Source organism: Vibrio sp. 2033, from assembly GCF_033339735.1.
Genome location: NZ_JAWOVC010000001.1, coordinates 292,724 through 305,124 on the forward strand (window position 1 = coordinate 292,724; position 12,401 = coordinate 305,124).

A 12,401-nucleotide genomic window follows, 5' to 3' on the forward strand; every position below is an offset into this window, starting at 1 on the left:
TTATGTATAAAATCGGCGTTGTTTTATTTGATGATTTCACGGATGTCGATTTCTTTCTTATGTATGACTTGCTGGGGCGCACAACCGACAGTTGGACAGTAAGTATACTTGGAACTAAATCTGAACATCATTCCCACCTCGGTATGAAAGTTAAAACAGACGGACACCTTTCTGAGGTGACGAATCAAGATGTCGTTCTTATTACAAGCGGCAAACAGGGTATTCCAGCCGCTTTAAAAGATGCTGAATTTATGTCAGCGTTGAATCTTGATCCAAATAGGCAGCTAATAGGTTCGATTTGTGCGGGATCATTCATCCTCCATGAACTCGGTTTACTAAAAGGCAAGCGATTAACAACAAACCCAGATGCAAAGGCTGTTCTACAAAGTATGGGAGGAGATGTTCAGGATCTGCCTCTCGTGATAGACGGTAATGTAGCGACGGCCGGTGGCTGTCTTTCACTGATGTATCTAATTGGTTGGTTAACAGAGCGGCTATTTGACTCAAACAAACGAAAAGCTATACAAAATCAATTGATACCTGCTGGGCAATTAGAGCTGTTTGAAGAACTTATTGCCACAACTATTCAATCAGCAGAGTTAGCAAGCTCGGATAACAAGGCGTTAAATAATCATTCATAACATGTGGTGTTTTACATTACGTTAGTTTTAGTGTTTAGGGTAAGTCACACATCAGTCTTGTGTGACTTACCCTTGAACATAACGCCACTTGGGGAAATTAACTTACAGGGAGTAAATCAATTGGTAAAAATGTACGGTTCTGAAGAGACAAGAGCGTTTTGCTGTAATTGTAAAGAAGTAACGCTGCATCGGTACGAAAGCTTCTCTAAAGCGCAGGAAAAGACCGAGAAAAAAGCTAAAGGTTTCTTCTCAGGTCTATTTGCAGCAATAATTAGCTCATTAATGGAAGGCGAAGCGACTGGTGACTACAAATGTACAATATGCGGCACCAATCTTCACACGCCAGATAATTTAGATTAATAGTCATTGTCTCTAATGCCACGGCTAGTGGCACGCAACATGATTTATAGACGGCTCTAGTGGGTTTGAAGCGTATACACCTTATGCATTGCATTTAGGGTTTTGAGGTTGTGTTGCGGATCAGGTAGTGCGCTTTTATCTTTAACAAGGGGCTAACGCAGAGCAAAAACAAGGGACAAGAAAAGAAGTAGTTTTATTTGAGTATCAATGAATTACAGACACAAAAAAGCCCACCAAAAGGTGGGCTTTTTTAAAATTTGGTGGGTCCGGGCGAACTCGAATCGCCGACCCCTACCATGTCAAGGTAGTACTCTAACCAACTGAGCTACGGACCCAAATTTTTATGTTCCTAACCATTCAATTCAGAATGGTGCGTCCGAGTGGACTCGAACCACCGACCCCCGCCATGTCAAGGCGATACTCTAACCAGCTGAGCTACGGACGCATTTCTCTGGAACGACGAGGATATTAGCTATAAGCGAACGACGGTGCAAGCACAAATTTACCAACTTTGAACCGTTTGGCGAAAATGTAAACTCAACACGCGTTTTCAGATGATTTTATCGACAAGGACTGAGCCTGCAGGGTTTAAAAGTGTGATCTATATAACTTTTATTATCTCACTTAATTGTCGTAAGGCACTTCACTGAGCATCCAAATCTGTAAGGTTTGCGATACCTTAGGGCAAGTGCCGAACAAAATCTGATATTTAGGTTTAAATGGTTCGCCGATATAGGTTGTACGAATCAACTCTCCTGTTTTGACGTCCACTTGAGTGCTCACCCTGCCTTTGAAGTTTTGAAATATGACAAACTGCTCACTGTGGTAAACCATTTGCTCTCGGTAAAACAAGAAATGATCTTGGGGTGTCTCTGTCAATTCACACTCCAGTGGTTTCAAATTAGGTATCGCACTAACATTAGATGCGATGAACAATGCTGACAAAATCCATCCGTATCGCATATGGCTGCCCTATTCTGCACTCTTTTTCAAAGTATAGGTCTTGCCTTGAGGACAGATACAAAAAAGGCTTTGATCATCTCTAATCAAAGCCCCTTGTTTCTGCTGGTTAATTGTCGTGTTTAATCGTCCGCCTCAAACACAACGTTATAATTTTCGGTGTATGTACAATTCGGCTGACGGCTACAAGTAAAGAAACGTCTCCCTTTGAACTCACCTTGGCTTGCGGTTTTAATGATCATCGGACTGCCGCATTTTTTACAAAAACGCACTTCTTTATCGGGCTCAATCAAATCAATGTGTGCCGCAAGCAAACGACGTAATCGCCCAACTTGATAACTGTGCTTTACCGAGGCGCCAATTAAAGGCAGGTTGGCCGTCTTACAAACATGAATCAATAACTTTTGTCTTTCTATCTTACCCTTGTTTAGCTCCTGCCCATTATCCAATTCAACGATAACGCGCGGCTCTAGTGTCCTTGGGTCACAAATAACGTAATCAAAATAGCTTCGAGATATACGATTGTTCGCGACAAAAAACTGCTTCTTATTTTTGATTTCTTTTGGCGTAACCAAACTGGACATGTTTACTTTCGCGAATACTACGGCATGCTCCCCTACCGCCGCTCTTAACGCATTATAGAACGCACCCTCTTGACCTCTGAGCAGAGGGCCTTTCGAGCGATAAGGATAATCACGCGTGTCATCGTGCTTAATCACGTACTTTTGAATAACAAAGAAGAATAAAACCAGAAGAACAACAATGATAAAAATGTTGGTCATAAATAAAGTGCATCCAAAACAACTTGTTGCTCAAAGCGTAAATGGAAATGTTATGCAGAGCAACAAAACCTCGCAATTTTGAGGCGCCACGACGATAGCGAGAAACAGAAAATTTTGCTCACCAATAAAAACGAGCCAATCACACACTTGGATTGGCTCGTTTAAATTTTGTTAATACATTATGTATGCTAAGAATCAACTATTAGCGTCTGGCTGATTCTCTGGCATCGCATCAATAAAAGCTGGCAGTTGATTGCATGACTGCACAACAGCGTTAATGGTTGGATAAAGAGAGGTATCTACACCAAAGCGTTGTGCGTTATAAAATTGTGGTACCAGACAAATATCGACAATAGATGGCGAGCTTGTCAGGCTAAACTTGCAATCACCATTTAGTTTACGATGCATCTGAAGTTTCTCTTCTAATGCTGTAAAACCTTTGTGGATCCAGTGATGAATCCAAGCTACTTTGCGCTCTGGCTCGCAAGCTAACTCCCCCTCTAAATACTGTAGAACTCTTAAGTTATTCAGGGGATGAATCTCCATTGCAATATCCTGAGCCAAAGCTAGCGCTTGGTATCGAAGCGGCGTTTGCTCGGGGATCACAGTGACATTCGGGTAGTGTTCTTCTAAGTATTGAATGATCGCCAGTGACTGGGTTAACTGAACCTCCCCATCCACCAGCAAAGGAACCAGTTCAGAAGCGTTTAAATCATGGTACTCGTCACTGTGTTGTTCGCCACCATTGCGCACCAAGTGTACCGATTTTGAATCATACAATAGCTCTTTAAGATTCAAACAAATACGCACACGATACGCCGCTGAAGACCGCCAATATCCGTACAAAACCATGCTATCGCTCATATCGTCTCCCAACTGGCGCTCTTAATGCTTGAGATATTGGCTAACTTGTTGGTCAATCGAGCCAAAGATGTTGTTGCCATCCGCATCGAACATTTCCAGTTTGATTGAGTCGCCAAACGACATGAAGTTAGTCGACGGTTTACCATCACGAATGGTTTCAATCATGCGAACTTCCGCGATACATGAATAGCCAACGCCACCTTCTTCAATAGAAGTGCCATGTTCCGTTCCCTGCTTGTTGGATACCGTACCTGAGCCTATAATCGCCCCAGCAGATAGCGGGCGCGTTTTAGTCGCGTGAACAATTAAGTCTGCGAAATCAAACGTCATATCGATACCTGCATTCGGGCGACCAAACGGCTTGTGGTTGTAGGTCGAGACCAATGGTAAATGCACTTTGTTTTCGTACCACGCATCGCCTAGTTCGTCAGGTGTTACTGCCACAGGAGAAAACGCAGAAGAAGGTTTAGATTGGAAAAAACCAAACCCTTTAGCTAATTCTGCGGGAATTAGCCCACGCAGTGAGACATCATTCACCAGCATGATCAAACGAATCGACTCCTGAGCCTCTGCAACACTCGCGCCCATTGGTACGTCACCAGTTACCACAGCCACTTCACCTTCGAAATCAATACCCCATTCATCACTCGCAAACTCGATGTTGTCACAAGGACCAATAAAGGCATCAGAGCCTCCTTGGTACATCAACGGATCCGTCCAAAAACTCTCTGGCATTTCAGCGCCGCGAGCTTTTCGAACCAACTCAACGTGGTTTACGTAAGCACTGCCATCAGCCCACTGATAAGCGCGAGGAAGCGGCGACTCGCAGTAGTGCGCTTCAAACTCTTCATACCCTGCAACCGTGCCATTGTTCAGTGCAACGTATAGCTCTTCCAGTTGCGGTGCTAGCGTATCCCAGTTATCAAGTGCCACCTGCATCGTCGGTGCTAAGTTCATGGGGTGGAAAATTTCTGTCGCTGGTACGCAGCGCGTTAAGTCTTTGCTCACGACCATCAACAAACCGTCACGAGTGCCATTTTTCTTGGTTGCTAATTTCATCCTTGCCTCTTACTTCTCTTGCCAGCTATAGACGTATTCTTTGTTTTCTACTTTTTCCAGCTCATCCGAAAACTGAAGTGCGTGACGCGTATCAATCATGACCGCAACTTCGTCGGTGAAAGTCTTCTTATGCTCTCGCCCTGCTTTGAATGCTTTCGGGTGAGGACCATGCGTAAATCCTGCTGGATGGAATGTCACCATGCCTGCTTCAATGTTGTCACGGCTGAAAAAATCACCTGCATGGTAGAACAAGACTTCGTCATAATCGTCATTGTTGTGGTAGAACGGTACTTTGAGCGCTCCAGGATCACTTTCAATTGGGCGAGGAACGAAGGTACACACCACAAATCCTGCTCCTACAAATGTAGTATGTGCAGAAGGCGGTAAATGGTAACGATGTGACATAAGTGGACGAATATCACGCCAGTTCACTTTTACTACCGCCAAATCACCATGCCACCCAATCGCATCCAACGGGTTGAATGGGTAAGTGATAACACTGACTTTATCGTGGCGTTTCACCTGAACCTGTGTTTGATTCTCAGAATATTGAGCACGGAACTGATCGTTGATCGACGGCGTTTCTAAAACCGCTGGATCAAACACCGCGTGGTTTCCAACCATGCCTTTTTCGGGCAATGTATAAGCCGCATCGGTGTTTTCAATCATCAGAATGAACATCGGCTCGCTTGGTTCTAAACGCCAGCTCGTTGAGCGCGGGATCATGACATAATCCCCTTCGCTCACTTTCAAATGACCATAATCACAGTAGAGATCTGCCGTACCTTGGTGGATGAATAGCAGTTCGTCGCCATCTGCATTTCTCACCAAGAAGTCCATTTTTTCATCCATACGCCAAACACGAACTTTACAATTCGCGTTGTGTAATAGATGCGGGACTGCCCACGGGGTAATATGGCTGGCTTTCTCGACTAGATTAAAATCGAACGCTCGTGGACGTAGCTCTCCCTCCCACTCAGACCACCCCGTTGGGGCATGTTGATGATGAAAATGTGTTGCGGGGCCGAAGAAGCCACTTCGACCTGCCTCACGTTCATAAATTGCCTCTTCCGGGAAGTCAGCATGCGCTTGTTTAGAGCACACTCCCTCCCGGTGAGGGAATGTGATCCATTTATGCATCGCTCAATACTCCTCGACGAATTTGGTCTTCTTCTATCGATTCAAACAACGCTTTGAAGTTACCCTCGCCAAAGCCTTCATTGCCTTTACGTTGGATGATTTCGAAGAACACAGGGCCGATAACGGTTTGAGTAAAGATTTGTAGCAAGATGCCATCTTTCGTTGGTGCACCATCAATAAGAATCTGCAAATCACGAAGCTTGCTTACATCTTCACCGTGACCTTCAACACGCTGATCGACTTTCTCGTAATAAGTATCTGGCGTTGGCATAAAGTCCATGCCTCGCTCACGCAAGGTTTTGACCGTTTCGTAGATGTCGTCAGTGGTCAATGCGATGTGTTGAATACCTTCGCCATTGTATTCACGGATAAACTCTTCAATCTGTGATTTATCATCTGACGACTCATTGATAGGAATTCGGATTTTGCCGCAAGGTGCGGTCATCGCACGGCTGACAAGACCAGTCAGCTTACCTTCGATATCGAAATAACGAATTTCGCGGAAATTACCAATGCGCTCATAGAAACCAGACCAGACATCCATGTTGCCTTGCTTAACGTTGTGCGTTAAGTGGTCGATTTCGTAAAGACCAACATTCGCTTTTGATAAACGCTCATCAGCATCATTATAAAAACGAAAATCGACATCATAGATGCTCTGCTTTCCATAACGATCGACAAAATAAAGCAAGCTTTCACCGATGCCATAAATAGCAGGAATGCTTAGCTCCATCGGCCCAATTTCCGTTTTATATTCTTTACCGCCATTCTCTAACGCATGCGCCAGAGCAACGGTGGCGTCTTTCACACGAAATGCCATGCCACAAACCGACGGACCGTGAACTTTGGCGAATCCCTCAGCTTGGCTATGCGGCTGCGCATTCACAATAAAGCTAATGTCACCTTGTCGATATAACCACGCTTCTTTTGAGCGATGCTTTGCAATCTCCGCAAAACCTAACGATATAAACAGATCTTTAAGCTGTTGAATGCCTTTGTTGTCAGCAGCGGTATATTCAACAAACTCAAATCCGTCTGTTCCTAATGGGTTATATGCATCAACCATGACTTTCTCCTTGTCTCAGTAGCTTTTGTTTGGACTTATTTTTCTAACTTGGCGCAGGTCTTGAGAAATTGGAATACGTGGGGAGAAATCTTTATCTTGGCGATTTTTACGCATAATTGTAAAATATATGTTACACACAGAGAGCACATCGAACCCACTTTCGTAAACATCAAACAAATTGCTTATTTTCAATATATTAGATTGATATTTTCGGCTTTACGCCAACATGAAAAATGTAAACAAGTTGTTACTTTGGCATTTTATCTTGGCAACGTAGCTTAAAAGTAAAAGAGGGATAGAAAGCCTATTGCCCCCTATTTCTATCTGCTTCATTCATTTGGTCCTACAAAACATCGAAAGTAATGTTTCGTGACGCTTCATACAGTTCGAAGGACTCATCGGTCAGAATCGTGTCATGGATACCCCTTTATTGATTCACCTCAGTTTTATTCAAAAGTAACTATGCCATAAGTGGTGCTCTGTTCCCTATCGAGCCGAGCCACAAGGCTTCACGCTCGATCAGAAAAAGAGACATCTAATGACACACATTAATCAAGAACGCTTAGTTGAACATTTTTGCCAACTGGTACGTATCGATAGCGAATCAACAAACGAAAAACAAATTGCAGAAACACTGGCAGAGCAGCTAGGCGACCTAGGCTTCACCGTGCACAAGCTTCCAGTGCCTAAGCACATTTCTAACGGCTTTAACCTATACGCCCGTTTAGACGGCAAAAAAGACGGCTCTATCCTAATGAGCTGTCATATGGATACGGTCACTCCAGGCATTGGCATTGAGCCAATCATCGAAGACGGTGTTATCCGTTCAAAAGGCAATACGATTCTTGGTGGCGATGATAAATCTGGTATTGCTGCTATCATGGAAGCCGTTCGTTGTATTCAAGCGGAAAACCGTGAGCACAAAACGTTAGAACTTGCTTTCACCGTGTATGAAGAAGGCGGTTTATTCGGTTCACAATACTTCGATATGTCACACGTCACTTCAACGGAAGCAGTCGTGTTAGATACGGGTGGTCCTATTGGCACTATTGTGACCGCAGCCCCAGGCCAGCAAAAAATCGTGGCAACAATCAAAGGTCGACCAGCACATGCAGGGCTTGCGCCAGAAGAAGGCATCAGTGCGATCATGGTGGCGGCAGATGCCATCAACCAAATGAAGCTGCTTCGCATCGACGAAGAAACGACAGCCAACATCGGTATAGTGAATGGCGGTCAGGCCACAAACATTGTTATGCCTGAATTAAAAATCGTGGCAGAAGCACGCTCCCTGAATGGCGATAAACTAGATGCTCAGGTCAATCATATGATCTCAACATTAGAGTCTGTCTGTGAAAAACACGGTGCAGAAGTCGACATTGAATCTAGCCGAGCCTACGACGCTTTTGTTATTGAAGAAAACCACCCGCACGTAAACGCTATAAAAGCAGCGTTTTCAGAGTTGGGAATTGACGCCTTCACAAAAGGCACTGGCGGCGGTAGCGATGCCAACAACTTTAACAAGAAAGGTCTCACAACGGTCAATCTTTCAACTGGCATGGCAAAAGTACACACGACAGAAGAGTTTATCGCGGTAAGTGATATGGTCAAAATCACTGAGTTCGTGAAACATTTCCTAGTCAGTTAACGTCATGCCTTTTGAAGAGCAGACTGACTATCTTCCCCTTCTAGCCTGTGCTTGAAGGGGATTTTAATTTGTATCGAAGCAAAATTACTTCCCGTCATGCCAACTTGATATCAGATCTTCAAAGAAATTCCCCTAGCTCACTTTTTGAGACCAGACAGCTCAACACCTGACACCCTGTTACAGTAATGTTAAAACTCGATTGTGTAGACAATTTATACAATATACATTTTTGACATCTTTCAGGATGAAAAGAGTGAGACAAGGATGAAATTACCTAAGTTGCTTTTATTAGCGTCGATGATGAGTCCAATACTGGCAACATCAAGCTATGCCGCACCGTATCCCGCAGGTGTGACCCTCGATGAGATACAAGAAATTACGCTAAACAATGGAGCTGAAGTTACTTCTATTGACCCAGCCAAGCAAGCCGCAGAGCCCGCTTTTAATCTCGGTCGAGACCTGTTTGAAGGTCTGGTCATTCAAGATAAGCAAGGTAAAACCATTCCTGGTGTTGCTGAGTCTTGGTCAGTCAATGACAACAATACGGTTTATACTTTCCACTTACGTGATGCAAAATGGTCAAATGGCGAAACGGTCACTGCACAAGATTTTGTCTACAGCTGGCAACGCTTACTGAATCCAAGCACTGCTTCACCCTACGCTTGGTTTGCGGCCATTCCAAATATCGAAAACTCGCAAGCGATTATGAAGGGCGAAGCCGAACCCGAGTCCTTGGGCGTGAAGGCGCTGGATGAAAAAACATTCCAGGTAACACTCGAAGAGCCTATTCCCTTCTTTACGAAACTATTAAGTCATCCAGTGCTTGCCCCCGTTCACAAAGCGACCGTTGAAAAACATGGCAACCGTTGGACCCAGCCTGAGCATATCGTTACAAATGGTGCGTTTACTGTCTCTGAATGGAAAGTTAACGAAAAACTGGTGATGGTTAAAAACCCACATTACTGGGACGCAAGCAATGTAGTGCTGGAAAAAGTCACCTGGCTACCAATTGGTGATGCAAACGTAGTGCTAAACCGCTACCTAGCCGGTGAGATAGACCAAGCGGTTTCCATTCCTGCCGCTCAGAAGAAAAAGTTAATTCAACAACGCCCACAAGAAGTGGCAAGCACCAGTGCGTCTCTTGGCTCCACATTCTATTACCTCAACACTCAACAAGGACCAACAAAAGACGTGCGGGTCCGTAAAGCCCTCTCATATGCCATTGACCGTCAACTGTTAACGAGTGCTATCTTGAGAAACGGTGGGGTTCCAATGTATACCCTTGTGCCACCTCAAACAGATGGTTTTAAATCTCACACTCCTGAGTTCGCAACTTGGAACCGTCATAAACGTATCGAAAAAGCGCAGCAATTACTGTCAGAAGCTGGATACGATAAAAGCAATCCGCTTAAGTTGACGTTTACCGTACCAACTTTCTCGATGGACGTAAAAATGGCAACCACCATGGCAGGCATGTGGAAAAGCCGATTGGGTGCGCAAGTCACGATAAAACAGCTAGAACCGAAAGTGTTCTACGCACTTAAAGAGCCGACCGACATTACTCGCGGCGGCTGGACGGCTGACTACAATGAAGCCTCTACATGGTTGGATATCTTCGTTTCTAGTGGCGAGTACAACGATTCTCGTTATAACAACCCGCAATACGACGAGTTAATGGCTCGCTCAAAGACCATGAGCAACCCATCAGAACTGTATCTACAAGCAGAAAGCATGCTGATTGAAGACATGGCCATTATTCCTATTTATCGTCCGGGTAACGATCAATACCTCATCAAGCCTTACGTGGGCGGCTACGAACTGACAAACCCTGAGTCGTCGTACTACCGCAAGAATGTCTATGTAAAAGCCCACTAAAAGCATGTTTTCGGTCTGAGTCGGCAAGTTCAATGTTTACTTGCCGTTCCTCATATTTCTCGGTGGAGAAGGCAACCTGAGCTCAGACCATTTTTTATTCATAACCGTTCGAAGTGATTTCGGATGACCAAAGGATGATGGATCATGATTTGGTACATTGTTAAGCGATTAGCTATCGCTATCCCCACGCTTCTATTCATCGCACTCGTATCATTTTGGCTGATGCACATTGCACCAGGGGGGCCATTTGATATGGAACGGCCTATGCCAGAGGTGGTACGTGCGAATATCGAAGCAAAATTCCATTTGGACCAGCCCTTCCTTACTCAGTTTTGGATTTACATTGGTAATTTCATACAAGGAGATCTCGGTCCGAGCTTCGTTTATCAAGACTTCAGTGTTACACAGCTCGTCGCACAATCATGGCCAGTTTCAGCAGTATTAGGCGTACTCTCCTTTTGTATTTCCGTTCCACTTGGCATGTTGCTTGGCACCATTGCGGCATTGAACCGAAATAGCCGCCTAGATTACGGCCTGATGACACTTTCGATGACTGGAGTTGTGGTGCCGGCCTTCGTTCTTGCTCCAGTTTTAGTCATGATCTTCGCTATTCAGCTCGGCTGGTTCCCTGCTGGTGGTTGGGAAGGAGGAAAGCTGGCTTTTCTTGTTCTTCCCGTGCTCAGCCTGGCGATTGGCTCCATTGCGAGTATTGCACGCGTCATGCGTGGCGCAATGATTGAAACACTCAACCAACCATACATTCGAACGGCAAAGGCCAAAGGTTTGTCCACAACCTACATTTTATTCCATCACGCTTTGCGACCATCCCTGATTCCCGTCGTTGCGATGCTCGGCCCTGCGTTTGTGTCTGTCGTGACAGGCTCGGTAATTATCGACATTTTCTTTGGTACGGGTGGCATGGGACAACACTTTGTGTCTGGGGCTCTCAACCGCGACTACGGCCTAGTAATGGGCATTACTCTGATTGTCGCTTCACTCACTATCTTCTTTAACCTTGTGGTCGACTTGCTATATACGATTATCGACCCTCGTATACGCGTTTAGGAGTCCGGCATGTTAACGATCAAAAAACTGGATACACAAGCTCTTCAAGATCAAGTCGTCGACAATATTGAAGCCGTCGAAGGTCGCAGTCTTTGGCAGGATGCATGGACTCGATTTCGTAAAAACAGAGCCGCGATGACATCAGTGTATGTTTTGGCGTTCATTACCTTATGCATCACCTTCGGCCCCTCTCTTGCCGCTTTTGGCCATGATGAAATTGACTGGGAAGTGCTCATCGATCCATACGAGCTAGGGAAACCTTCACTGATCAGTGGCCATTACTTTGGTACCGATGATCTCGGGCAAGATGTTTTCGCTCGCACGATGCAAGGTGGCAGGCTCTCTATTTTGGTAGGTTTTGTTGGCGCCTTAGTCGCCGTTGTTATTGGTACGATTTGGGGAAGTATTTCCGGCTATCTTGGCGGCGTTGTCGATAGCGTAATGATGCGCATTATTGAGGTGCTCGATTCGGTGCCATTTATGTTTATGGTTATCCTGTTTGTTACCCTTTTTGGCAACAACATCTACCTGATTTTTATCGTGATCGGAATGGTATCTTGGCTGGGCATTGCCCGTGTTGTACGTGGTGTCACCTTCGGTCTAAAAAAGAGAGAGTTCATCGAAGCCGCACACTCTATTGGGGTTTCTAAATTGACAATTGTCCGACGCCATGTTCTGCCTAATGTGCTTGGGATCGTGATGGTTTATTCCTCATTAATGGTACCAGGATTCATTATGTTCGAATCGTTTTTGAGCTTCTTAGGGCTTGGTGTTCAACCACCAGACACGAGCTGGGGAATCCTAATCTCCGAAGGCGCAAAAACGATTGACGTTGCATTGTGGATGCTGCTTTTTCCCTCTCTGTTTTTAGTTGCCACCCTCTTTTGTTTTAACTTCATCGGCGATGGCTTGCGTGATGCTCTTGACCCGAAAGACCGATAAGG

12 protein-coding genes and 2 tRNA genes are annotated in these 12,401 nt (G+C 45.0%); 6 read left to right on the forward strand and 8 right to left on the reverse strand.

What is annotated here, in order from left to right; translation table 11 throughout:
• Positions 1–2 precede the first annotated feature (2 nt).
• A complete protein-coding gene (locus tag R7P74_RS01260; protein WP_017820908.1) occupies positions 3–641 on the forward strand; it encodes a DJ-1/PfpI family protein in 639 nt (212 codons plus the stop codon).
• A 129-nt stretch (positions 642–770) separates the two neighbouring features.
• Positions 771–1,001, forward strand: coding sequence for a hypothetical protein (locus R7P74_RS01265; protein ID WP_017820907.1), 231 nt, complete (start codon positions 771–773; stop codon positions 999–1,001).
• Positions 1,002–1,259: 258 nt separating this feature from the next.
• Here the strand turns inward: R7P74_RS01265 and R7P74_RS01270 are convergent.
• The 8 genes from R7P74_RS01270 to hppD all read right to left on the reverse strand — a co-directional run bounded on the left by R7P74_RS01270 (position 1,260) and on the right by hppD (position 6,872).
• Positions 1,260–1,336: transfer RNA gene (locus R7P74_RS01270), tRNA-Val, on the reverse strand.
• A 33-nt stretch (positions 1,337–1,369) separates the two neighbouring features.
• Positions 1,370–1,446 (reverse strand) — tRNA-Val (locus R7P74_RS01275).
• 179 nt (positions 1,447–1,625) lie between these two features.
• The gene (locus tag R7P74_RS01280; RefSeq protein WP_005377830.1) at positions 1,626–1,964 is read right to left on the reverse strand and encodes a hypothetical protein; all 339 of its coding nucleotides are present in this window, start codon (positions 1,962–1,964) and stop codon (positions 1,626–1,628) included.
• A 119-nt stretch (positions 1,965–2,083) separates the two neighbouring features.
• Positions 2,084–2,743: a DUF2726 domain-containing protein gene (locus R7P74_RS01285; protein ID WP_047100684.1), complete on the reverse strand. Its 660-nt coding sequence runs from the start codon at positions 2,741–2,743 to the stop codon at positions 2,084–2,086.
• A gap of 195 nt (positions 2,744–2,938) precedes the next feature.
• The gene (gene maiA / locus R7P74_RS01290; RefSeq protein ID WP_225472845.1) at positions 2,939–3,607 is read right to left on the reverse strand and encodes a maleylacetoacetate isomerase; all 669 of its coding nucleotides are present in this window, start codon (positions 3,605–3,607) and stop codon (positions 2,939–2,941) included.
• Positions 3,608–3,628: 21 nt separating this feature from the next.
• Complete coding sequence (locus R7P74_RS01295) at positions 3,629–4,666, reverse strand: fumarylacetoacetate hydrolase family protein (protein WP_065646799.1); 1,038 nt, start codon at positions 4,664–4,666, stop codon at positions 3,629–3,631.
• Positions 4,667–4,675: 9 nt separating this feature from the next.
• Positions 4,676–5,806 (reverse strand): homogentisate 1,2-dioxygenase, encoded by a 1,131-nt coding sequence (locus tag R7P74_RS01300; RefSeq protein WP_005388948.1) that lies wholly within the window; start codon positions 5,804–5,806, stop codon positions 4,676–4,678.
• Positions 5,799–6,872 (reverse strand): 4-hydroxyphenylpyruvate dioxygenase, encoded by a 1,074-nt coding sequence (hppD, locus tag R7P74_RS01305; RefSeq protein WP_130546050.1) that lies wholly within the window; start codon positions 6,870–6,872, stop codon positions 5,799–5,801. The genes R7P74_RS01300 and hppD overlap by 8 nt, the downstream gene beginning before the upstream one ends.
• 538 nt (positions 6,873–7,410) lie before the next feature.
• Here hppD and R7P74_RS01310 point away from each other — a divergent pair.
• The 4 genes from R7P74_RS01310 to R7P74_RS01325 all read left to right on the forward strand — a co-directional run bounded on the left by R7P74_RS01310 (position 7,411) and on the right by R7P74_RS01325 (position 12,399).
• Complete coding sequence (locus tag R7P74_RS01310; protein WP_225472844.1) at positions 7,411–8,517, forward strand: M20/M25/M40 family metallo-hydrolase; 1,107 nt, start codon at positions 7,411–7,413, stop codon at positions 8,515–8,517.
• A gap of 264 nt (positions 8,518–8,781) precedes the next feature.
• The gene (locus R7P74_RS01315) at positions 8,782–10,392 is read left to right on the forward strand and encodes a peptide ABC transporter substrate-binding protein (protein WP_213876501.1); all 1,611 of its coding nucleotides are present in this window, start codon (positions 8,782–8,784) and stop codon (positions 10,390–10,392) included.
• Between the two features lie 144 nt (positions 10,393–10,536).
• On the forward strand, positions 10,537–11,457 hold the full coding sequence (gene oppB / locus R7P74_RS01320; protein ID WP_005377838.1) for an oligopeptide ABC transporter permease OppB: 921 nt from the start codon (positions 10,537–10,539) through the stop codon (positions 11,455–11,457).
• 9 nt (positions 11,458–11,466) lie between these two features.
• Positions 11,467–12,399, forward strand: a complete 933-nt coding sequence (locus R7P74_RS01325) for an ABC transporter permease subunit (protein WP_318122569.1) — start codon at positions 11,467–11,469, stop codon at positions 12,397–12,399.
• Positions 12,400–12,401: the final 2 nt, after the last annotated feature.

What these genes read in the sequence shown, in the direction of transcription:
- R7P74_RS01265 (WP_017820907.1), top strand. Translation starts at nt 771, where the DNA reads ATGTACGGTTCTGAAGAGACAAGAGCGTTTTGCTGTAATTGTAAAGAA.
- oppB (WP_005377838.1), top strand. Translation starts at nt 10,537, where the DNA reads ATGATTTGGTACATTGTTAAGCGATTAGCTATCGCTATCCCCACGCTT.
- R7P74_RS01300 (WP_005388948.1), bottom strand. Translation starts at nt 5,806, where the DNA reads ATGCATAAATGGATCACATTCCCTCACCGGGAGGGAGTGTGCTCTAAA.
- R7P74_RS01325 (WP_318122569.1), top strand. Translation starts at nt 11,467, where the DNA reads ATGTTAACGATCAAAAAACTGGATACACAAGCTCTTCAAGATCAAGTC.
- R7P74_RS01310 (WP_225472844.1), top strand. Translation starts at nt 7,411, where the DNA reads ATGACACACATTAATCAAGAACGCTTAGTTGAACATTTTTGCCAACTG.
- R7P74_RS01285 (WP_047100684.1), bottom strand. Translation starts at nt 2,743, where the DNA reads ATGACCAACATTTTTATCATTGTTGTTCTTCTGGTTTTATTCTTCTTT.
- R7P74_RS01315 (WP_213876501.1), top strand. Translation starts at nt 8,782, where the DNA reads ATGAAATTACCTAAGTTGCTTTTATTAGCGTCGATGATGAGTCCAATA.
- R7P74_RS01295 (WP_065646799.1), bottom strand. Translation starts at nt 4,666, where the DNA reads ATGAAATTAGCAACCAAGAAAAATGGCACTCGTGACGGTTTGTTGATG.
- hppD (WP_130546050.1), bottom strand. Translation starts at nt 6,872, where the DNA reads ATGGTTGATGCATATAACCCATTAGGAACAGACGGATTTGAGTTTGTT.
- R7P74_RS01280 (WP_005377830.1), bottom strand. Translation starts at nt 1,964, where the DNA reads ATGCGATACGGATGGATTTTGTCAGCATTGTTCATCGCATCTAATGTT.
- R7P74_RS01260 (WP_017820908.1), top strand. Translation starts at nt 3, where the DNA reads ATGTATAAAATCGGCGTTGTTTTATTTGATGATTTCACGGATGTCGAT.
- maiA (WP_225472845.1), bottom strand. Translation starts at nt 3,607, where the DNA reads ATGAGCGATAGCATGGTTTTGTACGGATATTGGCGGTCTTCAGCGGCG.